This is a genomic window from Thalassovita aquimarina (genome assembly GCF_018219815.1).
Taxonomy (GTDB): Bacteria; Pseudomonadota; Alphaproteobacteria; order Rhodobacterales; family Rhodobacteraceae; genus Thalassobius; species Thalassobius aquimarinus.
In genome coordinates, this window is record NZ_JADMKU010000007.1 from 137357 (window position 1) to 160850 (window position 23494).

Genomic DNA, 23494 nt, shown 5'->3' on the forward strand with positions numbered 1-23494 from the left:
GTGATCATCCCCGAACACACGCACAAGAAGTCCAAACGACCCGCAGATGACCATCATCAGCTTCGAGCATCAGTTCGTTTTCATCAAAACAACCAAGACCGCCGGGACCAGTATCGAAATCGATCTGAGCTCCGTTGTCGGTGACGATGACATCGTTACGCCGATATACCCGCCGGATCCTAGGCACCGCCCGCGCAATCATCTGGGGCCCGATGGGGAACAAAGATTCCGCAATCACATGCCTGCCACGGAGATACGAAATCTTATCGGGCGGGATCGTTTCCGGGATATGCTGTCGTTCTGCGTCGAACGCGAACCCGTGGAAAAATGCATCAGCCATTTTCATATGCTGCGCAACTCGCCATTGCACAACAAGAGAGGGAGTTATCAGCACAGTTGGTCGGAATATGTAGAGGACGGGCAGTTTCCCAACGATATCGCGAAATACTCGGTTGTTTGGAACGGAAAACGGCAGCTTATCGTGGACCGGGTGTTGCGTTATGACAGGCTGGCAAGAGATTTGCCCGCCCTTTTGCAAGAACGTGGCATCCCGGACTTCAGGCTGACCAGCAGGGCGAAATCCGAATATTCGCAAAACCGCCTTGTAACCGTTCAGGAGGTCACCCGAAGCCAGCGCGACCGTATCCATGATGCCTTTCGTCCCAGCCTTGAGGTCACGGGAATCGATTGGGATTGATGCAGGCCATGGGCGCTGTGCGCCTGAGGGTTAAAAACGGGCTTGCCTTCATTCGACACGCCTGTCGAAATTTTCCGGGCGGAGCACAGGGGAGGATTGTGGGCGGTTCCGCGATCTGTTTGCGGGACTGATCCGGGACACGATGGGCAACCCGGTATCGCGCTTTTTTCGTTCGTTGCTTTTTACCAAGTGCCGGTTTAACCAATGCATCTATTGGTTTTCGCGGCTTTGCCAATTTCGACTTCTCTTCACGTATTAGGTGGCAAGATGAAGAACATCGTTCAATCCAGATCTGAAAAACGCTTGATGCATGCATTGCCGATCCTGCTTTGTGGCTGGGCGCCATTTGGCGCCGCCCAAGCCGCCGATGCCCCCTGGCAGGTGATCAGCCCGGATGTCGACCGGATCGAGGTGCAGGCCAAGACCTTCGCGCCGTCCTCGCCCGCGGCCGATACCGGTTTCACCCGGGTCGAAGCCTGGGAGGCCGGGATCGACAAGCCACTGGAATTCAGCCTGCGCGACATGTGGCCGCCGTTCTGGGAAGGGCGCAGCGTGTCGAGCGCGGATATCGACCGCGACGGCGATTTGGATATCGCGATCGCCTCGACCGAAGCGGGCATCTATCTGTTCGAAAACGATGGCAAGGGGCGGTTCTCGCGGATCAACACGGATTTCGGAGAACTGGCGAAGTTGCCGATGTTCAACGCGGTGCTGGCCGATATCGACAATGACGGCTGGCCCGACCTGTTCCTGTCCTCTTACCGGCAGGGCAATTACATTCTGCGCAATGTCGACGGAACCTTCGGGGCCGAACCGCCGGTCCAGGTGGCCAATCGCAAAAGCGCCATCCTGACGATGACCATGGCGATCGGCGATCCCGATGCCGACGGCGATCTGGACATCGCCCTGGGCAACTGGACCGCGGGCTGGTACCGCCGCATCCCGGGCGAGGAGTCGCGCAACCGCATCATCTGGAACGACAACGGCGTGCTGAACGGGGAAAAATTCACCGATCTGCCGGGCATTCCGGGCGAAACCCTGTCGGTGCTGTTTTCCGACATGAACGATGACGGCAAGACCGATCTGCTGATCGGAAACGATTTCGACGTTCCGGATTATTTCTATCTCGGCGATGGTCAGGGCGGATTCAAGGCGATCACCTATGGAGACAAGCTGATCCCGCACATCACCACCACTACGATGGCGATCAAGGTGGGCGATCTGACCGGCGACGGGAAGAACGAAATTTATCTGGCGCAGATCGCGGGACGGTCCAAGCACGCGTCGAAAACCCTGAAGATGCAGGATCAGCGCAAATATTGCGACGGGATCAAGCGCGACGCGGATCGTGAGCTGTGCGAAAAGAACATGGAGATCAAGGACTGGTACCGTTCGGGCAACCAGTTCAATCCGAATTATGCCGAAAAATGCGCCGAACTGACCGGACGGTATCAGGCCGAATGCAAGGCGATGCTGATCAAGGATCTGGCGATCCAGAAGGACGACGCGTCGATCTGCATCCTGATCCCCGCCACTCAACCGGTGCCGCGCAGCTTCTGCGATCTGCATTTCCTGACGCCGCGGCGCCCCACCGCGAACGAAATCGAAGACAGCCTGCAGCAGATCCTGCACCAGAACGTGCTGCTGCGGTGGAACGGATCCGCTTACGAGGACCAGGCCGAGATGCGCGGCCTTGATATCGGCGGCTGGAGCTGGGACACCAAGTTCGAGGATTTCGACAATGACGGCGATCAGGACGTGTTCATCGCCAACGGCACCTGGGTGCCGAACGAAAATTCTCCCTCCAACCTCTATTTCGAAAATGACGGCACCGGACATTTCACCGAAAATTCCGGACCGGCGGGGCTGGAAGATTACCTGATGACCGCCGGGGCCACGTCTTTCGACATGGATAACGACGGCGATCTGGACATGCTGACCCATACGGTGAACGGGCCGCTGCAATTGTTCCGCAACAATTCGCAGCGCCAGGCGATCGGTTTCGAGCTGCGCGATTTCATCGGCAACCGCGACGGGATCGGCGCCAAGATCATGGTGACGGATGAAACCGGCAGGACGCAGCGCCGCGAAATTCAACTCGGCGGCGGTTTCATGTCGTTCGACGCGCCGCGCGCCTATTTCGGGCTGGGCGACGCGACCACTGTGCGCCAAGCACGGATTCTCTGGGTCGATGGTGCCGAAACGGTGATCCAGGGGCCGCTGCTGCCCGGGGCGCTTTATACGGTTACGCGGAACTGATCGGACGGATTGCCGGAAACACGCAGACAAGGCCCCGGATCGGGGCCTTGTCGCTTCCTGGGCTCTATATCGGTGACTAGAAAACGGTCTCCGGCCCGACGCAAGGCCGGTTGCGCCCGGTTGTGCGTCGCGAATCTCTCCGTGTTTTCAAGGGCTCATGCGGATGCTGCACGTTTCCGTCGCGCGATTCCCCGATGGTGCGAGCGGCGTTTTCCATTCCGGGCGCCTTGCGTGAAAACGACGTTGTGTCAAAGGCCTTAATTTAAGGGCACGCCGCCAAATCCGCGTCCAGAGCCCAGCCAGATGTTGTTTGCGCGCCTAAACTGTGCTCTCAATACAAGCGATTATCACCGATATTTTACCGCCGCTTGATGGGCGTGTGTCTTGGTATTTCAGAGGGACTTAGAATGAACCGTTTTTCCGCGCTTGCTGCCCGTTTGGCCCACACTCTTGTGCTGATAGGTTCTATCGTCGTCGCTTTCGTATTGCAGGCGGCTGCGGCGCAGGCGCAACCGACGTGGACATTGACCTTTTCCCCCTCGACCATCGGCGTCAATGGCACCTCGGTTGCCACTTTTACGATCACCAACGGTTCGGGCACCCCGGTCACGTCCCTCGCCTTTACCGACAATTTGACGGCGGGATTGGCAATTGCGAGCACCCCGAATGCGTCTACCACGTGTCCGGTCGACCAGGGCGGCGGACCCTATGCGAGCCTGAGCGCCCCGGCGGGTGGCTCCACGATCGCCTTTTCCGACGGCGCGTTGCCCGGGGGCAGCAGCTGCACCGTCACGCTCAACATTACCGGCACTGCCGCCGGTTCTTTTACCGATACCACCGGGGCCCTGACTTCGTCCGCGGGCAATTCCGGCACGGCCAGCGCCACGCTGACGGTCGACAGCACCCGGCTCAGCTTTTCCAAGACCATCGTGCCCGACACCGTCAGCCTGAACGGCACCAGCACGATGACCTATACCATCGAAAACCCGACATCGACGGTTGTTAGTAGTATCGCTTTCAACGAAACGCTTCCGTCCGGTGTGCAGATCGCATCCCCCGCCAATGCCGTAACCGACTGTACGGCAGGGACGCTGACGGCAACGGCGGGCGGCAGTTCGATCAGCCTTGGCGGCGCGTTTTTCACGGCTGCGGGATCCTGTACCGTGACCGTGGATATCCAAGGGGCCGCCGCGGGCAGCTATACGCTGACCTCGTCGGGGCTTACCTCCAGCCAGGGAACCTCCGGGGTTGCCTCGGCTGAGTTTACGGTAAACGCGCCGCCAGCATCGAGCGTTTCGTTGACGAAGGTGTTCTCGGGCGATCCAGTGGCCCCCGGCGGCACCGTTACTCTGGGCTTCACCCTCTACAACACGAATGCCGCTGACGCCGCCACCAACATCAGCTTCACCGACGATCTAGACGCGATGCTCAGCGGTACGACGATGGTCAGCGCGCCCTCCGAACCCTGCGGCGCAGGGTCGAGCATCAGCGGTTCCGGATTGATCAGCTTAAGCAACGGTTCGCTGGCCGCGCGCGCCTGGTGCAGTTTCGACGTCACCGTGCAAATTCCCTCCGGTGCCACCACCGGCACCTATACCAACACAACCTCCACCGTTTCCGCGACGATCGACGGATCGACGGTGAATTCCGCCAGCGGCGCCAGCGATACGCTGGAGGTCGATGCCAGCGGCGAAGCGCTGCAACTGGGCATGTCCTGGGCCTCGGCCGATGCCGGAACTGACACCACCGTGACCTTCACGGTGACCAACCCGAACGGCAGCTTCGCGGCGACCAATATCGCTTTTTCGCTCAGTAACACAGCGCCATTCCCCGCGCTGCCCAACTATACGCTGCCGCCCTCGACCGACACCTGCGGCGGAGCGATGGGGACGACAGTATTTGGGGGCGTTCTGTTACAGACCTACAATTACACCGGTGGCACCCTCGCAGCGGGCAGCACCTGTACAATCGCCTTTAACATCGAGGTGCCTGCCGGGACGGCATCCGGCATTTATCCGCAAACGACCGGCGCGATCATTGCCACGATCAACGGATCGAGTAAGACCGGCGATGTGGCAACGGCCAACCTGTCGGTCAGCCCCAGCGACCCGAACATGTCGCTGACCAAGGTTTTCGATCAGAGCTCGGCCGCGGCGGGCAGTGCCGTCGGGCTTAGATTTACCCTCACCAACGGCAGCGAATCCATTTCCGCGACCGATATTTCCTTCTCTGACGATCTGGACACCTTCCATAGCGGGGCGACTCTGAATTCTGTGGTCAGCGACGGTTGTGGCGGAACGCCCAGCGGCGTGGGGACCGGTACGTTCAGCTATTCCGGCGGATCGCTGGCGGCCATCAGCACCTGCGACATCGATGTCACGGTCACCCTCGGGGCGGCTGTAGGGACGCCGGTGAACACGACCTCGAATCTGTCCGCGTCGCTGGACGGCGGCGGCGTATCCGAATTGGCCAATACGGCCGCCAGCGACACGATCACGGTACTATCCACCACGCCGTTAACCGCCTCGCTCGAAATCATCGACGATCCGGTTGTTGCGGGCGGCACTGCGACCGCGCGCTATACGATCAACAATCCGAACTCGGCCCCCTACGACGCCACCGGTCTTTTCTTCACCCACCCGCTAAGCGCGTCGCTGAGCACCCTGCAGGCCTCAGCGCCGCTGCCGACGGATCCCTGCGGGGCGGGATCGACCCTGAGCGGCACGACCACCCTGACCCTTTCCGGCGGCAGTATCGTTGCCGGAGGTAGCTGTAGCTTTGACGTGACCCTTGCGGTGCCGGGCGGCGCGGCTGACGGGGACTACTCGCTGCTGACCAGCTCCATTTCCTACACCATCGACGGTGGCGGAACGTCGATCGATCCGGTGAGCGATACGCTGAGCATCGGGCTGAGCGGCGAAGGATCCTCCACATTCGCGCTGAGCAAAACCTTCGACAGCAGCTATGTCATGGCCGGGGCAAGTGCCGGGCTGACCCTGACGCTGGAAAACCTCGGAACCGAGGACGCGACCGGTATCACCTTCACCGACGATCTGTCGGGCTTCCTCAGCGGCACCAGCTTCGGCACCATGACCGCGAATGATTGTGGCGGCGCCCTGACCGGGGAAGGCGGAACGCTGCTGACGGTGTCCGGCGTGGCGCTGACCGCCGGTACCAGCTGTACCATTCGGATCCCGGTGGATTTCGATGCCGGCGCGTCGCTGGGCGTCGCGACCAACACCACCTCGGATGTCAGCGGCACCACCGCTTCGGGCGCTGTCGGCGGGCCTGCGGCCAGCGACAGTATCGAGGTACGCTCGGCCACGGTTCCGACCTTCACCAAGTCGATTGTGCCGTCCACCACCAACACCAATAGCAGTGTTGTGATCAGCTATTCGATTTCCAACCCGGTTGGTGGGATTGCACACACCGGTCTGGCCTTCACCGACGATGTGGCGACCGATATCCCCGGGGCGGCGGCGACGGTGCTGCCGGGCAGCGATCCCTGTGGTGCCGGATCGACGGTGACCGGGAGCGGGATCATCGCAATGACGGCGGGCACCCTGGCGCCCGGCGAAAGCTGCAATTTCGACGTCACGATTTCGGTTCCGACCCCGCCCTCGACGACCTATACCAGCACCACCAGCGCCCTGACGGATGCCGGGATCGTTCTGGTCGGCGGGGCGTCCGATACGCTGACCATCAACCCCTGGCCGCCGAGCTTCTCCAAGGTGTTCGCACCCGACAGCATGGCGCAGGGCGATGTCACGACGCTGACCTTCACCGTGGATGCCAGCCTCAGCACCGGTGCGGTGCCGGGGCTGAGCTTCACCGACAACCTTCCGGCCGGGGTGGTTCTTGCCCCGTCGGTGAATGCCGCCACCACTTGTACCGGCGGCACGCTGACCGCGGCTCCAGGCGGATCGACGGTCAGCTATAGCGGCGGTCTGGTGAACGCTGCATCGACCTGTACGATCTCGGTCGACGTGACCTCGGTCGCGGTGGGCGCGCATCTCAACACCTCCGGCACGCTGACCAGCGATTATGGCGACGGCGGCACCGCCAGCGACACTCTGACCGTCACCGCCGCACCCGCGCCGAGCTTTGCTAAGGCGTTCGCGCCCGCCAGCATCGTTCAGGGTGACGTGACGACGCTGACCTTCACCATCGACAACAGCGCGTCGCTGATCGCGGCGACCTCGGTCGAGTTTACAGACAATTTCCCGGCCGGAGTGACCTTCGAGTCAGGGTTCAATATGGGTTTTGATGCGAGCCAATGTGGCGACGCGCTCTGGGAAGCGGCGCCGACCTACGTTCATTTCACCAGCACGTCCATTGCTGCGGGCGCGATCTGTACGCTATATGTCGATGTCACCTCGTCCACTATTGGTTCCGCGTTGAACACCTCCGGCGATTTGACCTCGTCGCTGGGCAACAGCGGCACGGCCAGCGCCACGCTGACCGTCACCGCCGCGCCCGCGCCGAACTTTGCCAAGGCGTTCGCGCCCGCCAGCATCGCGCAGGGCGCTGTGTCGACGCTGACCTTCACCATCGACAACAGCGCCGCGCTGGTCGAGGCGTCATCGATTGATTTCACCGATAATTTCCCGGCCGGCATGACCGTCGCGGCGACCCCGAATGCCTCGACCACCTGTACCGGTGGCAGCGTGACCGCCGCGGCGGGGGCGGGATCGATGTCCTATAGCGGCGGCACGGTCGGCGCGGGCAGCAGTTGTACCGTTTCGGTCGATGTGACTTCGGCCACCTTGGGACCTGCCGCGAATACCAGCGGAGACCTTACTTCGTCGCTGGGCAACAGCGGTACCGCCACTGACACGCTGACCGTCACCGCCGCACCCGCACCGCGTTTCAGCAAGAATTTCAGCCCGGATCGTATTTTCCAGGGCGGAGAAACGGTGTTGACGTTCACCATCGACAACTCCAGCGCCTTCGTGGCTGCGGGCGACCTTGCCTTTGTCGATGTCTTCCCGGCCGGCATGACGGTTGCCTCCACCCCGGGGCTTTCGACGACCTGCACTGGCACGACAATCGCCGCGCCCGCAGGCAGCGACCGGATCGAGATGACGGCAGGAACCGTCGCGGCCAACAATTCCTGTTCCGTTCAGGTCGCCGTCACAACAGCCACCGCGGGATCGGTCAACAACGTGAGCGGCGATCTGACCTCGACGCTGGGCAATAGCGGCACCGCAAGCGCGACCCTGAGCGTGCGGCAGCCGGGTGCGCCGGACTTCACCAAGGCGTTCGCGCCCGCCAGCATCGCGCAGGGCGACGTGTCGACGCTGACCTTCACCATCGACAACGGCCTGGCCCCGATCGATGCCAGCGCGCTCGATTTCACCGACAGCTTCCCGGCGGGGTTGAGCGTCGCGCCGACGCCGAACGCCTCGACCACCTGTACCGGTGGCACGCTGACGGCAGCGGCCGGGGCGACTTCGGTGTCCTATACCGGCGGCACGGTTTCCGCGCTCGGCAGCTGCACCGTTTCGGTCGACGTGACCTCTGTAACGGTAGGCGATGCCGCGAATTCCACCGGTGACCTGACCTCGTCTCTGGGCAACAGCGGCAGCGCTGCCGCGACGCTGAGCGTGACGGCAGCCGGCGCGCCGGGCTTTGCCAAGGCGTTCGCGCCCGACAGCATCGTGCAGGGCGACGTGTCGACGCTGACCTTCACCATCGACAACAGCACCGCGTTGGTGTCCGCCGACAACCTTGATTTCAGCGACAACTTCCCGGCGGGCATGACGGTGGCTGCCACGCCCAACGATGCCACCACCTGTAGCGGCGGCACCGTGACCGCGACGGCGGGCGCGTCGTCTGTGTCCTATAGCGGCGGGTCGGTTGCCGCGCTCGGCAGTTGTACCGTTTCGGTCGACGTGACCTCCGCCACGGCGGGGGCCGCCGCGAACACCTCGGGCGACCTGACCTCGACGCTGGGCAACAGCGGCAGTGCTGCGGCCACGCTGACGGTGACGGCGGCCGGCGCGCCGGGCTTCACCAAGGGCTTCGCGCCCGCCAGCATTGCGCAGGGCGACGTGACGACGCTGACCTTCACCATCGACAACAGCGCCACGTTGGTGTCCGCCGACAACATCGATTTCAGCGACAGCTTCCCGGCGGGAATGACGGTGGCCAGTACCCCGAATGCCGCCAGCACCTGTTCCGGCGGCACGCTGACGGCGACGGCGGGGGCCGATACAGTAACCTATACCGGCGGCACGGTCGCAGCCGGGGCCAGTTGCGAAATCACCGTCGATGTGACCTCCGCGACGGTGGGAGATGCCACCAATACCAGTGGCACGATGACCTCGTCTCTGGGTGATAGCGGCACCGCCTCGGCCACGCTGAGCGTGACGGCAGCGGATGCGCCGATCATGACCCAGCGGTTCGATCCCGACACCATTGCGCAGGGCGGCACCTCTACCCTGATCGTCACCATCGACAACACCGCCAACTTCATCAACGCCAGCAGTCTTGCTTTCGGCGGAACCTTCCCGAGCAACCTCACCATCGCCGATCCGACCGGGGCAAGTTCGTCCTGCGGCGGGGCCTTGGTCGCGACGGCGGGGGCAAACGGCTTCAGCTTCAGCGGCGGTACGGTGGCGGCGCAGGACACTTGCGAGGTCCGCCTCGATGTGACCGCGACATCGGTCGGGGCGCTGGCCAGTTCACTGTCCGCGCTGAGTTCTTCGCAAGGGGCAAGCGCGGCACCCGCGGATACCGAAGTGACGGTGATCGTGAACACCAACGCCTATGTCACCTTCGTGCAGCAAAGCAGCGAGGACGGAACCTTCGGCTTCAGTTCGACCGAATCCGCGCTGAACTTTTCGATCGTCACCTCCGGGGGCAGCGGCGCGATCGGACCGATTGAGGTGCCGTCGGGCAGCTACACCGTGGCACAGAGCCGCCCCAGCGGGATCGGCAATGAATCGATCAGCTGTAGCGATGACGACAGCGGTGCCGATGTGACCGGCGGTCTGATCAACCTGGAACTGGACAACTTCGAATCCGTGACCTGCACGATCTCCAGCGTGGCGTCGCTGCAGCAGACCGTGGACACCATCCACAACTTCCTGCACCGCCGTAACAACCTTCTGCTGTCGAACCAGCCGAGCCAGTCGCGCCGGCTTGCGCGGCTGAATTCCGGCGGCACGGGCGGCCAGCGACTGAACTTCGCCACCGGTGATATCATGTCGATGTCGCCGCTCGAATTCGATCTGATGTCGATCGGGTCTGGCAATTACCGCGTGTCGACGTCGTCGCAGCGGATGCGGACCTCGCGGGTGATGGCGCTCTTGGCGCACAATCCCGACCTGGACAACATGTATGTGCAGAACACTTCCTGGGATGTCTGGTTCGAAGGGGTCTTCAACAGGTTCGAAGGCGGCCAGGGCGCGGGCGGACATTTCGCGCTTGGTTACTTCGGGGCCGATTACGTGCTGTCCAAGGACTTGCTGATCGGGGCCCTGATCCAGTTCGATTCGATGCGGGACGCCTCGGACCTGACCGGCAGCACCGTCGAAGGGCGTGGCTGGATGGCTGGGCCTTACGTGACCGCGCGGCTGGCGCCGAACCTGATCTTCGACGGTCGTTTCGCCCTTGGCCGCTCGACGAACGATATCAGCCCGTTTAACACCTATACCGACACGTTCGAAACCGAACGGTTCCTGGTCGATGCCAGCCTGAGCGGTCAGTACGAGTTGCAGAACAACTGGACGATGTCACCTAATTTCGCGGTTTCCTACATCCGTGAAAACCAACAGGCCTACGTCGACACGCTCGGCGTTTCCATTCCCGGCCAACGGGTGGCCTTGGGGCAGTTGCGGTTCGGGCCCAACTTCTCGCGCCGGGTCGTGATGCCGGGCGGCGACGTGTGGGAACCGCATTTCACCGTCGACGCGATCTACAACTTCAGCGACGGATCGGGCGCGATCCTGTCCAGCAACGCCACGACGGAAACCGACGGGCTGCGGGCGCGGATCGAGGGCGGCTTCAACTTCATCGACCGCAACGGCTTGGAACTGCGGATGAGCGCCAATTACGACGGGATCGGTCAGTCCGATTTCGAAAGTTATGGCGCCAGCCTGCAGATGACGATCCCGTTGCAGTAACGGCGGGTTTCAGCACCTGACGCGAACGGCCCCCGCCAGACCCGGCGGGGGCCGTTTCGCATTCGGGCCGTTCCGGGGGCGATATCTGTTTCCCGTGCCGTGAAAAGCGCATTAGTCTGCCGCCATGGAAACGTCGCAGAACAGTCTGAGCCCGACGGCACTTGTCCTTCGCTATGCCGGGTTTGCCGGGCTGGCAACGCTGGCCAATCTTGCGGCGCAACGCCTGGTGCTGGCGGGAATTCCCGGACAGCCGGGTTTCGTGCTGGCCGTCATTTGCGGCACCGGCGCGGGGCTGGTGCTGAAATACCTGCTCGACAAGCGCTGGATCTTCTTCGACCAATCGGGCGGCATCCCGACCCACGCGCGCAAGTTCGCGCTTTATACCGCGATGGGGATCGTCACGACGCTGATCTTCTGGGCTGCCGAGACCGCCGCATGGGTGATCTGGCAAACCCACGCGATGCGCGAAGCGGGGGCGGTTGCGGGGCTGACGGTCGGGTATGTGGTCAAGTACCGGCTGGACCGGCGTTATGTCTTCGGCCGCGCCGGCCGAACCGTCTAGACCGGGATCGCCAGCAAGGTCAACGCGAGCCCTACGGCGATGATCGCCAGCCCGGCCCGGTCGCGGGTAACGAAGCGCAGGGTATCGAAATCCTCGCGGCCTTGCAGGCTGAGCCACACCATCCGGACAAGCCACAGCCCGATCGGCAGCGCTACCAGAGCGAACAGGGCAGGGCGGCCGTAAAGCGTCAGCGCCGCGGCGCTGGAGGCATAGGCAAGGAAGGTCGCGACGGCCAGGGCGATCGACAGCCCCGCGACCACCGCGATCGTGGTCCTGTCCTTCTGGCCATAGCCCCGTCCCGGCAGGTGCGACCGGGTGGGAAGCCGGGACAGCCCGGTCAGCCGCTTTACGCTGGCAAGGGCGAAGAACACCGCCGCCACGAACAGCAGCAGCGTCGGCAGCACGCCGACCTCGGCCGCCGCGCCACCGGTCAGAACCCGCAACAGGAACATCACCGCCAGCGCGATGAGGTCGATCCATTTCACGTGTTTCAGCCACAGCGAATAGGTCAGTGACAGCAGCAGGTAGATGGCAAGGAAGCCCGCGACCTCGGCGCTGACCGATCCTGCCAGCCCGAGCGACACCAGAAGCAGAGCGCTGCCGGTCCACATGGCGGTGCCGATCGGCAGGCTGCCCGCCGCCAGCGGACGGTGGCGTTTTTCCGGGTGGCTGCGGTCGGCGGCAAGGTCCATCAGGTCGTTGAGGATGTAGAGCGATGAGGCCCCGGCGGCAAAGGCCGCGACGGCGACCAGCACCGGCAGCACGGTTTCCAGCGACACCGCGTGGGCGGCCAGAAGCGGGAACAGCAACAGCGCGTTCTTGATCCATTGCAGCGGGCGCAGTTCGGTCAGCAGCACGGCGAACCGGCAGGGCCGGGGATCGCGTGGCATCGGGATCGGTTCGGCGCCATCGGTCACGTCGCCCGGACCCGCCACCGCATCTGCGCCGAGGCCCAGCCGCCGGGCCAACGCCAATCCCATCCCCCGGTCATCGGTCGCTAGGATCACCTGACGCCCTTGCGCCTGCGCCGCCTCGATGCTTTCGACGGCATCGGCGCGCAGCGGCAGCAGGTCCGGATCGGGGCCGGCGATCCGCCGCATGGCCTGCATCCGTCCCGGTGCGGTGAGCGCGCGCAGCGTTGCCCCGATATCCCGTCCCAAAGCCGCCCAGAAGGTTTCGAGCCGAAGGTCACTTTGCAGCAAAGCGGTTTCCACGTCCACGACGAGGGCAGGCAGATTACCGTTCTGGACTGTCATCGGGTCTTCCTTCGTTGCCGTCGCTTTGGGCGAATGTTGACAAGTATCCCGTCTTCTTGACAGGGATCAATAACCCTGACGGCGAATGCGATTAGCCTTGTCCCAACTTTCGCATGAAAAGGATTTCAGCAAGATGCGGTTTCTCGTCACCGGCGGCGCCGGTTTTCTGGGCATCAATCTCGTGCGGCACCTGTTGGCGCAGGGGCATCAGGTCAGAAGCTATGATATCGCACCGTTCGATTATCCGGAAGCAGATCGGATCGACGTGCTGACCGGCGATATCCGCGACCTCGACCTGCACGACAAGGCGTTCGAGGATGTCGACATGGTGGTGCATTGCGCCGCCGCCCTGCCATTGTGCACGCGCGAGGAAATCATGTCCACCGATGTCGGCGGCACCACCAAGCTGCTGCAAACCGCGCAGGCGAAAGGAACCCGGCGGTTCATCCATATCTCTTCCACCGCCGTTTATGGCGTGCCCGATCACCATCCGCTGTATGAGGACGACAAGATGATCGGCGTCGGTCCCTATGGCGAAGCGAAGGTCGAGGCCGAAAAGGTCTGTGCCAAGTTCCGTGACAACGGACTTTGCGTGCCGGTGCTGCGGCCGAAATCCTTCGTCGGGCCGGAACGGTTGGGGGTGTTCGAACTGCTTTACGACTTCGCCTATACCGGTCACGGGTTCCCGATCCTCGGCAAGGGCGATAACCTCTATCAGCTTCTCGATGTCGAGGACCTGTGCGACGCGATCAGCCTGTGCGCCGACGGCGACCGGGACGCGGTTAACGATGTCTTCAATGTTGGCGCGGCAGAATTCGGCAGTTTCCGCGATTCCTTCCAGGCGGTGCTGGACCGGGCCGGGCATGGCAAGCGGATCAAGGGTATCCCCGCCGGTCCCGCGATCCTGACCCTGCGCCTGCTGGAAAAGCTGCACCTGTCGCCGCTTTACGCCTGGATCTACGAAACCGCCGCCAAGGACAGTTTCGTCAGCATCGACAAGATCTGCGACCGTTTGGGCTTCGTGCCGAAATATTCCAACCGCGACGCGCTGATCCGCAACTACGACTGGTACGTTGCCAACCGCGATCACATCGCACGGCGCGCCGGTGTCACCCATCGCGTACCGTGGAAGAAAGGAGCCTTGGAACTTGTTCGGCTTTTCATGTAAATCCGCCCGCGCCGCGCTGGTCGCGGGGATTGCCGCCATGGCAGGCAGTGCCGCCGGCCAAAGCGCCGAGGTGCTGGAAACGCAGCGCGCCGACTATGACGCGGTCAAACCGAAATCGGTGATCGAGCTGCAGTTGTTCCGAGATACCACCGACGTGGCGCTGCTCGGCGATGAGGGCGGGCAGCTGCGCCTGATTTCTTTGAACCCGGCGGTAAATGCGTGGTTCCTGCTGCAGGTCGGCACGGCGGACAACCCTGCACAGCAGAGTTACCACATCGAAAACCCCGATCCGGCAGGGCAGCAGGTCGTACTGGTTCCCGGCGACGACCCCGCGTTGAAACTGATCCGGGGGCCCAAGACCTTGACCTGCCGTCCCTGGGCCGGCGAACCCTCGTCATTGGCCGAGGCGCGGAAAAAGGGCATCCCCTATGCGCCGATCTGCGACAAGCGCTTGTTCCTGCGCAACAAGGCCTCGGGCGCGCGCACCACGCTGGAGGCCACCACCGAATTCCTGCGCGATCATGTCTGGGGCGGCGAAAGCATCCTGAACCTGGCCAAGGGGACGCTGTTCAAGGACAGCGAAATGGAAACCGCCAAGGTGGAGGGCATGGCGGCGGAGGGGCGCGAAGCGGTCGGTCCCGGTGCCGCCGCGATGCTGGAAACTCTGGGCGCGCGGCCGGTGATCGGCCACCAGATGGACGTCACGGTCTACGGCGCCGAAGGCGGCCGCATGGCCGGCGGGCTGTGGTATTCGGTACAGGGCGTGCCGGGCGTCTTCGCCAGCGTCTATCAGCCCCGTTGGGTGCCCGAGGCGATCCTGAAAGGTCCGGGCAAGGCCAACTGGCTAGACGGTACCGAATCCCGTGCGAACGGGTATTTCGTCGCCTTCGACCTGTCGCGTTTCGATCTCGGCTTTGCCGTCGGCACCGATCATCCCGGCGTCGGCTGGTCGTCGCGCCCGCCGGTATCGGTGCGCCCGCGCGGCATGCCCGGGCCGGACGGGATCAGCAACGTGGCGCCGCTGATGCGGCTTGGCATGGTCAACCCGAAGGTGGCCGAACAGGTGGTCGCCACCTTCACCGCCGGATTCAAACGCCATCACGGCGCCTTCAAGTTCGGCGATTACCGCACGGTGGATTACGGCAAGCATTACGGCTTCATCGAAAACGGCGCCATCCTGTCCAAGCTGTGGCCCGGCCTGTCGACGCTTTATGTGCTGAACGACGGGACCGTCGGCATGCGGACCTGGACGGAGGCCGACAACGCGCTGCTGCCGCGCATCCGCTTTGCCCGGCAGAACGGCGTTCCGATCGTGGTCACCGACAGCGAAACCGGCCTGCCGGTGCCCGGTGACCGGGTCACCCTGTGGGGGCCCGGCAACTGGTCGGGATCGGCCGAGGCAAAACTGCGCACCCTGCGCGCGGGGGCCTGCATCAAGCACAACGAGGGCCGGCAATACCTGATCTACGGCTATTTCTCGACCGCCACGCCCTCGGCCATGGCGCGCGTCTTTCAGGCCTATGGCTGCGAATATGCTATGCTGCTGGACATGAACGCGCTGGAACACACCTATCTGGCGCTTTACGCCCGCAATCAGGAAGGGATGCATGTTCAGCATCTGGTGCCGGGCATGAAGCTGATCGAGAAAAAGGCGCGAGACGGCAACCTGATTCCGCGCTTCCTGGGCTTCGTGGACAATCGCGATTTCTTCTATCTGACACCGAAGGAGGACGGGAAATGATCTGGCGAATTTTCATGACGGCACTGCTTGCCCTGACTTTGGTCTGGGGCAACGGGGCGGCGGCGGGGACGCTGGCGGAAAATAACGAAATCCTGTTCCGGCAATTGCAGAAAGTACACGGGTTGAGCGCGTCGGAGATGCAGGCGATCCGCAACATCTTCGCCAAGTCGGGGTTCATGGGGCAGGGCAATCCCAAGATCACCCGCCACCCGATGACGCCGGAACAATGCGCCGCGCGGGTGCCGGGGGGCGTGCGCAGCTATGACAAGGCGCGCAACCGGCGCATCTGCGGCGACCGTTACATGGCACCACTTTACGACCCGGCCACCGAACGTCCGGAGGATGCCAAGGCCTGTATCGACATGTTCGAATTTCCCAACATCCCCTGCACCTACCCGGTGGTCTGGGTGAAGGCGGTGGAGGCGGCGCAGGTCTGTTCCGCGATGGGCAAGCGGCTTTGTGATGCGCATGAATGGGAAGGCGCCTGCGACGGGGCGCTGCAGGCGCCCGACTATCCCTTCGGCGCCGGGTCGGTCGCGGCGATGCGCGGCATTCATAACAGAAAGTACGCGGCCAGCGCGCATTGGGCATATGGCCCGTCCTTCAAGCGCGGGGTGTGCGCGCAGAACAGCGAAAAAAGCGCCTCTTGCGGTGGCGGCGGCTATAACAGCTGCGGATCGAACACCTATCCCACCGGCGCCTTTCCCGACTGCGTCAGCAAGCTCGGCGTTTATGACCAGCACGGCAACGCCGCGGAGCACATGAACCTGCCGATGACCAAGGACCAGATGTCGAGCCGCGGTTCGACCAAGCTCGGCGTCACCGAGATGAAAGGCAGCTGGTTCATCTGGGACAAGTACCGCGCCCATCCCGACTGGTGCCGCTGGCGCGCGCCGTACTGGCACGGCAGCCGGGTGATGAGCCCGGCAAGCCACGAAAATTACCATCTCGGTTTCCGCTGCTGCAAGACGGTGAACTGAGATTGTTGCGGTGCCCCCGCGAAAGCCGGGGCGGCGATCGGGTCAAGGCGAACTTAAAACGCCAGCCCTGGGGGGAGGGCTGGCGCTGGCGCGGCGGCCTGGGGCCTTCGATCCGCGCGGGGGGGACTTCTGAAACTTCTGAGGAACGGGCGGCTTGACGCCGCGCCTTAGCGATACAGCGACGCCATCAGCCGGTCGGGATTGGCGATCGGGCCTTCGCTGGAAATGATCCCGGCCAGATCGCGGTCGGCCAGAACCTTGGCCAGCGGCTGCGGTTTGCCGTTCACGATGGCGGTGGGCGCGACCAGCCGCACGCCATGGCTGTAATCGGCATATTGCGCGCCGTGCACGGTGGATAGCGGCTGGATCGGGCGGCCGTTGCTGCGGTGCCAGCCATAGATCGCCACGCGACCGTGGGCCTTCAGCAGCCGCCGGGTCAGCACGATGTCTTTCTTCTGACCGGCAGTCAGGCGGCCCGGGGTGCGGGCGGCGCGGGTGCGCGCCTTTTCCACGGTCACGTTGTGGCGCAGCAGGTAGTCGGTCGAACTCATCTGCCGGGTCGGTTTCATCGGGCTCGGTGCCAGGTGGATTTCGGCCTGGTCATAGATCGCGTCGACCATCCGCGGCGTGGGCAGGAAGAAACCCATGCTGTCGGCGATGCGCGCCGCCGCGGGCAGGCCCAGCGGCACCCTCACGTAATCGTCGTTCGATCCGACCGACAGGTATTCCGGCGTGACGCAGATGGTGATGTCGGTGATTTCGCCTTTCGCGTTCTTGCCCGACAGGGTCACCGGGGTCAGTTGGCGCTGGAAGGCGGGCATGTTGCCCCGCAGGATCTGCCGTTCGATCACCGCGTCGCGTTCCGGCCCCGAGATGTTCAGCACCTGTTGCATCACTTCGCTGCCGCCGGCGGCGCCGAGTTTGCGTTTCGGGAGCGAATGGGAAACCGCATCCTTGCAGCCGGCTGTCGCGGCATGGCTTGCGTTGGCGGAGATGGTGACACTCAATACGACAGCGACGAAGGACGCGACACGCCCCAGCGAACTCAACTTATTCATTGTCCCAGCGGTCCTGCACTGTTTCTGTTCCGCCCAATATGGGGATTGCGTTGCAAAGGTCGAGCCGGCGCGCCCGATTGGCCATGAAATGGGCGATTTCCCGCCATTTCCGGCCCGCCCGACCGGCGCTTGCCCGCCGCCGGCCTGTCCGGGAAAGGGGGGCGTCGGCGCGATTGAACCATTGATGAACGCCGAGATTTCCGTTCTAGTCGGAGCAGATAAGGCAAGGAGAAGGCAGCATGGAAGAACTCCCGTCCGAAAAATTGCGCAACCGCTGCGACCCGGCGACGCTGCCGTTTCGGACCACTGCGGAGATCGAGGATCTTCGCGACCTGATCGGGCAGGACCGCGCGCTTGATGCTATCCGCCTGTCGTCAGAGCTGCCGCATCGCGATTTCAACCTCTTCGTGCTGGGGCCTAGCGGTACCGGCCGCCATTCCGCCGTCGACAAACTGCTGCGCGAACAGGCGTTGAAACGGCAGGTTCCGTCGGACTGGGTCTATGTCAACAATTTCGCCGCCGCGCACAAACCGGTCGCGATGCGGCTACCGGCGGGGACGGCGACGACGCTCCGGCGCGCGATGCAGGATCTGGTCGATGACCTGGCCAGCGACATCCCGGCGCTGTTCGAATCCGACGACTACCAGACCCAGCGGCGCGCCATCGAACAGGAACTGGGCGAAGCGCACGAATCCGCGATGACGGAATTCGCCGAACGCGCCAAGGCCGAAAAGGTCGCGCTTCTGCGTACGCCGATGGGATTCATGCTGGCGGCGCTGCACGAAGGCCAGATCGTCAAACCAGACGACTTCCAGAAGCTCAGCCCCGAAGAACAGGAAGAGATCGAGGAAAAGATCGAACGCCTGCAGGAAGAGCTCGCCGTGGTGCTGCGCGAAGCGCCAAAGTTGGAAAAAGAACATCGCAAGCGGGTCGAGGACTTGAACGCCAACATGGCCGAACGTGCGGTTTCGGCCCGGGTGGCCGAGGTCAGCGCCGAGCTCAGGGCGATTGAATCTGTGGCCGATTACCTTGAAAAAGTGCGGCAGGACATGATCGCCCATGCCGAACTGTTCCTGGTCGCGGCGTCGCAGAAGCAGGAGGGCAACTTTCCCGATGCGATCAGCCGGTCGCATCACCGGCCCGAATTCGACCGCTACGTCGTCAACGTGATGGTGACGCAGAACTGCGCCGAAGATGCCGGCGCCCCGGTGGAGGGCGAACACCTGCCGACGCTGGACCGGCTGATCGGGCGGATCGATCACGTGTCGCAGATGGGGTCGCTTGTCACCAACTTCACCATGATCAAGCCCGGCGCGCTGCACCGGGCCAATGGCGGCTACCTGGTGCTGGACGCGCGCCACGTGCTGTCCGAACCCTATGCTTGGGATTCGCTGAAACGCTGCCTGCGCAACCAGTCGGTCAGCATCAACTCACTGGCCGAACGGCTGAGCCTGGTGTCGACCACTTCGCTTGAACCGGATCCGATCCCGCTCGACGTGCGGGTGGTTCTGATCGGCGACCGGATGCTGCATGCGCTGTTGGTCATGCTGGACCCGGATTTCAACGAATTGTTCAAGATTCAGGCCGACTTCGAAGAAGTGGTGGACCGCAACCCGGACAACATGGTGCTGTTTGCCCGACTGATCGGCAGCTATGCCAAGCGCGAAGGGCTGCGCCCGGTCACCGCTGAAGGCGTCGCGCGGCTGCTGGACGAAGCCACAAGGGTGGCCGAGGACAGCGAAAAGCTGTCGCTGCGCCTGCGTGCGGTGGGCGATCTGCTGCGCGAGGCGGAACACTACGCCGGCGGGCGCGGCTGCGACAATGTCGAGGCCGCCGATATCGAACGCGCCATCGCGGAAAAGGAACGGCGGTCGTCGCGGATCAAGGACCGGATGCAGGAAGCGGTCACCCGCGAAACCATCCTGATCGATACCGAGGGCGAAAAATCCGGGCAGATCAATGGATTGTCGGTGATCGGGCTGGGCGATTACCGGTTCGGCAGACCGTCGCGCATTACCGCGCGGGTGCGCATGGGCGCGGGCAAGCTGATCGATATCGAACGCGAGGTCGAACTGGGCGGGCCGCTGCATTCCAAAGGGGTGATGATCCTGTCCGGCTACCTTGCCTCACGCTATGCGCTGGACGTGCCGTTTTCGCTGCATGCGAGCCTCGTTTTCGAGCAAAGTTACGGCGGGGTGGATGGCGACAGCGCTTCCTCGGCGGAACTCTACGCGCTGTTGTCGGCGCTGTCGGACCTGCCGATCAAGCAGGGCTTCGCGGTGACCGGGTCGGTCAACCAGAGCGGCGAGATACAGGCGATCGGCGGAGTGAACGAGAAGATCGAAGGCTTTTTCGAAACCTGCCTGGCGCGTGGCCTGACCGGCGATCAGGGCGTGATGATCCCGAAATCCAATGTCGAACACCTGATGCTGCGCGACGACGTGGTGCAGGCGGTCGAGGATGGCAAGTTCCGCATCATCCCGGTGGCAAGCATCGACGAGGGGATCGAGGTGCTGACCGGCACGCCGGCTGGGGTACGGAACGCAGACGGCGTTTTTCCCGAAGACAGCGTCAATGCGCGGGTCGAAGCGAAGCTGCGTGGCTATGCCGAGATGCGCCGCGCCTTCGCCAAGTCCGGGAAATCCGGCCAGAACGGCAACGGGGAAGACCAATGAGCGGCGGGCGCACAGGGCCGCGCCGCATTCTTGTTGGTGCGGGCTGTTTCGCCGATGCCCGGGCGGCGTTGCGGCTGCTGGAACGGCTGGAAGGGCCGCATATGGCGGAAATTCACGGCGTCCTGGTCGAGGAAACCGCGATCTCCGGCGCCGCGATGCCCTGCCAGCGCGTGGTCACCATTGCCGGGGCGCTGACCGTGGTGCCCTCGGCGCAGCAGTTGCGCCGACAGTTTGAAAGCGATGCCCGCGCCTTCCGCCGGATGCTGTCGGAGATTGCCGGCAGCGGGAAATGGAGCTTCGAGCAGCGCGAGGGCGAGCTGATCGGCCACCTGCGCGAAGCGGCGCGCGGCTGGGATATGCTGCTGGTCGGCCATCGCAAGACGCAGCCCTTGACGGGCAGGGTGATCCTGATCGCGCCGCCCGCCGGGGCCTCGCCTCAGGCTGCCGATTTCGCCGCCGAACTGGCCGATGTGCTGGGCGCGCCAGTGCAACGGCTCGCGGTGACGCCGGAGGACGATGCGGACCATGCCAGCGCCGCGGCGCTGCTGGAGCGGTTGGGGCGAATCCCTGCGGCGGCGGTCGTCATCGACCTTCCGGCAGGCGGGCTTGCCAGGCCGGACCGTTTGCAGGCGGTGATTGACGCGGCGCGTTGCCCGACATTCGTGCTTGGGCCGGATGGCAACGGGGCGGACAGCGGCGAGGGTTAGCGGCAGCATCTTGGCAGGCCGGGGAGGGATCATGACCGAAACAGGCAACGGAATGGACGACATGATTGCGGGCCGTTCGCGCGGGCTGGCCATGTCGGCGATCAAGGAAATGTCGATCCTCAGCGCCAAGGTGCCCGGCGCGGCTTCGCTGGCTTGGGGGTTGCCGTCTTTCCCCACCCCCGAACCGATCCGCGCCGCCGTCGCCCAGGCGCTGGAAAGCGACCCGAAAATCGGCATGTACGCGCTGCCGGGCGGTTTGCCCGAACTGACCGAGGCCGCGGCGCGGGAACATGAACGCCGCACCGGCCTGCGTGTCGACCCGAACCGGCAGGTGATGATTTCGGCGGGCAACATGGAAGGGATGCAGACCCTGTTCCAGTCGATCATCGACCCGGGCGACGAGGTCATCGTCACCGATCCCGGCTTCGTTTCGCATATCAGCCAGATCCGGTTCAGCGGCGGCGTGCCGGTGTATTGGAAGATGGACGAAAGCAAGGGTTGGGAGCTCGACATCGGCAGCCTGCCGGGTCTGATCGGTCCGCGCACCAAGGCGATCGTGCTGGTCAATCCGTCGAACCCCACCGGCGCGATCCTGTCCGAACAAACCCTGCGCGCGGCGGCAAGGATCGCCCGCGACCGGGGGCTGCTGATCATTCTCGACGATCCCTACAGCCCCTTCGTCTATGACGACCGGGACCGGTTCTTCAACCTTGCTGCCGCACAGGAATTCGCCGACAGCATCGCCTATCTTTTCACCTTTTCAAAGGCGTACGCGATGAGCGGCTGGCGCGCCGCCTACATGGTCGTGCCCGAGGCGCTGCGCACCCAGATCGTCAAGGTTCACGACCTGTCGATGATCTGCACGCCCCGGATCAGCCAGGTGGCCGCGCTTGCCGCGCTTGATCATGGGCCGGATCACATCGACGGGTTCCGCGCCACGCTCGATCGCCGCCGCGTCCTGATCTGCGACCGCCTCGACCGGGTGGGCCATGTGTTCGACTACGTCCGGCCGCAGGGGGCGTATTACGTGTTTCCGCGGGTGCTGGCGGATCATCAGGACGACGTGCAATTCGCCCATGACCTGCTGCGCGAGGCACGGGTGACGGTGACGCCGGGCAGCGCCTTCGGCCCCTCGGGGGCAGGGCATGTACGGATGGCCTATTGCGTCGAGGACGACGTGATCAACCAGGCCTTCGACCGGATCGAGGCGCATTTCGGCACCTGAGCGGCCTTATGCCGGTCAGACATCCAGGGACTGGGTCAGCAGGTAGAAATCTTCGTCGACGCTGTACACGACGCCGTCGGGGAATTGGTGCCAGTTCTCGTCGCTGAGCGGCTCCGATGCGATTTCGACTGCGCGGTAGTCCTCGCTGGTTTCGTGGTGAACATGCGGCTTGTGACAGATCGGGCATTCGAAATCTATGTCACGCTCCAGATGCCACAGGGTCCGGCCCAGCCTGCTGCCGACGAAGGTGGTGCCGTCGGTCAGCACGATGTTCAGGCCGATCTTGCGCTCGGGGTCGACTTCGCGCGACCAGGCCACGACCTGGCGCAGTCCCCGGGCCACCAGATCCAGCATCGGCATTTCGGGATGCTGAAGGTGCAGCGTCAGCAGGTAGTAGAAGACATGTTCGCTGTCGGTGGTGCCGCGGATGTCGTTGCGCAACATCGGGTCGATTTCCGGGATCATCAGGTCGCGCACCTTCAGGAAATTCGGCACCGTGCCGTTATGGGCGAAGATCCAGCGCCCGTAATGAAACGGGTGGGTGTTTTCGATCGACGGTTCGCCCACCGTGGCCCGGCGCACATGGGCGACGACAGTATGGGCATAGACCTTGGCCGCGGCCTTGGCGAAATGTTCGCCGTGAAAGGCCGCCCAGGTCTGCTTTTCGATCATCGGAACACCGTCCGGATAATCGGCGACGCCCCAGCCATGGCCGTGAACCAGACCCTCGGCGTCGCCCGCGCTCTGCGCCATCAGCGCGTTCTGCGCATGGACGAGGCTGCATTCCACGCGGGTCGGTTCATTCGCCTTCATCGCATATAATCTGCACATGGCTTTCCCTTTCGAAAATGGATGGACCGTCTTTCCTTCCGGGGTTTGGGAAAAATACTAAGCAGACTGAGGCCTATCCTGATAGGGTATTTGTGAAATGTTACCATTCCATAGCGGCTTTGGAGGCGGAAACTGGCAGAACGTTCACGCCTTGCACAGACAATTTCCGGCGGCGGCTTCCCGATCATCCGGCGCCACCGTGCCCG

General features: G+C 63.5%; 13 protein-coding genes. 10 read left to right on the forward strand and 3 right to left on the reverse strand.

The features are described 5' to 3' along the window. Positions 1-46 precede the first annotated feature (46 nt). The 4 genes from IT775_RS10210 (at position 47) to IT775_RS10225 (ending at position 11647) form a co-directional block, all read left to right on the forward strand. A complete protein-coding gene (locus tag IT775_RS10210) occupies positions 47-697 on the forward strand; it encodes a hypothetical protein (protein WP_212701000.1) in 651 nt (216 codons plus the stop codon). A 306-nt stretch (positions 698-1003) separates the two neighbouring features. Beyond that, a complete protein-coding gene (locus IT775_RS10215) occupies positions 1004-2956 on the forward strand; it encodes a CRTAC1 family protein (RefSeq protein ID WP_246525463.1) in 1953 nt (650 codons plus the stop codon). Between the two features lie 407 nt (positions 2957-3363). Beyond that, the gene (locus IT775_RS10220; protein WP_212701002.1) at positions 3364-11085 is read left to right on the forward strand and encodes an autotransporter outer membrane beta-barrel domain-containing protein; all 7722 of its coding nucleotides are present in this window, start codon (positions 3364-3366) and stop codon (positions 11083-11085) included. Between the two features lie 124 nt (positions 11086-11209). Beyond that, the gene (locus IT775_RS10225) at positions 11210-11647 is read left to right on the forward strand and encodes a GtrA family protein (RefSeq protein ID WP_246525465.1); all 438 of its coding nucleotides are present in this window, start codon (positions 11210-11212) and stop codon (positions 11645-11647) included. On the opposite strand, the gene IT775_RS10230 is transcribed toward IT775_RS10225, so the two are convergent. Further along, positions 11644-12903 carry a UbiA family prenyltransferase gene (locus IT775_RS10230; protein WP_212701003.1) on the reverse strand — a complete coding sequence of 420 codons (1260 nt, stop codon included), beginning with the start codon at positions 12901-12903 and terminating at the stop codon, positions 11644-11646. The two genes, IT775_RS10225 and IT775_RS10230, sit on opposite strands and share 4 nt — an antisense overlap. Positions 12904-13036: 133 nt before the next feature. Between IT775_RS10230 and IT775_RS10235 the strand changes: the two genes are divergently transcribed. The 3 genes from IT775_RS10235 to IT775_RS10245 are packed head-to-tail and all read left to right on the forward strand — an operon-like array spanning position 13037 to position 16792. Continuing rightward, on the forward strand, positions 13037-14071 hold the full coding sequence (locus IT775_RS10235; RefSeq protein WP_212701004.1) for an NAD-dependent epimerase/dehydratase family protein: 1035 nt from the start codon (positions 13037-13039) through the stop codon (positions 14069-14071). Beyond that, positions 14052-15812, forward strand: coding sequence for a hypothetical protein (locus IT775_RS10240; protein ID WP_212701005.1), 1761 nt, complete (start codon positions 14052-14054; stop codon positions 15810-15812). The genes IT775_RS10235 and IT775_RS10240 overlap by 20 nt, the downstream gene beginning before the upstream one ends. Further along, entirely contained in the window at positions 15809-16792 is a 984-nt protein-coding gene (locus IT775_RS10245) for an SUMF1/EgtB/PvdO family nonheme iron enzyme (RefSeq protein WP_212701006.1), read from the forward strand. Before IT775_RS10240 ends, IT775_RS10245 begins: the two co-directional genes overlap by 4 nt. A gap of 167 nt (positions 16793-16959) precedes the next feature. On the opposite strand, the gene IT775_RS10250 is transcribed toward IT775_RS10245, so the two are convergent. Next, on the reverse strand, positions 16960-17850 hold the full coding sequence (locus tag IT775_RS10250) for a hypothetical protein (protein ID WP_212701007.1): 891 nt from the start codon (positions 17848-17850) through the stop codon (positions 16960-16962). Positions 17851-18089: 239 nt separating this feature from the next. Here IT775_RS10250 and IT775_RS10255 point away from each other — a divergent pair, with 239 nt between their 5' ends. From IT775_RS10255 to IT775_RS10265, 3 genes are read left to right on the forward strand one after another with little or no spacing between them, the layout of a single operon-like run. Next, positions 18090-20525 (forward strand): AAA family ATPase, encoded by a 2436-nt coding sequence (locus IT775_RS10255; RefSeq protein ID WP_212701008.1) that lies wholly within the window; start codon positions 18090-18092, stop codon positions 20523-20525. Next, complete coding sequence (locus IT775_RS10260; protein WP_212701009.1) at positions 20522-21232, forward strand: hypothetical protein; 711 nt, start codon at positions 20522-20524, stop codon at positions 21230-21232. Before IT775_RS10255 ends, IT775_RS10260 begins: the two co-directional genes overlap by 4 nt. Before the next feature lie 31 nt (positions 21233-21263). Next, complete coding sequence (locus IT775_RS10265; RefSeq protein ID WP_212701010.1) at positions 21264-22457, forward strand: pyridoxal phosphate-dependent aminotransferase; 1194 nt, start codon at positions 21264-21266, stop codon at positions 22455-22457. A 15-nt stretch (positions 22458-22472) separates the two neighbouring features. Here IT775_RS10265 and IT775_RS10270 read toward each other — a convergent pair whose 3' ends face one another. Then, positions 22473-23288 carry a class II glutamine amidotransferase gene (locus tag IT775_RS10270; protein ID WP_212701011.1) on the reverse strand — a complete coding sequence of 272 codons (816 nt, stop codon included), beginning with the start codon at positions 23286-23288 and terminating at the stop codon, positions 22473-22475. Positions 23289-23494 lie beyond the last annotated feature (206 nt).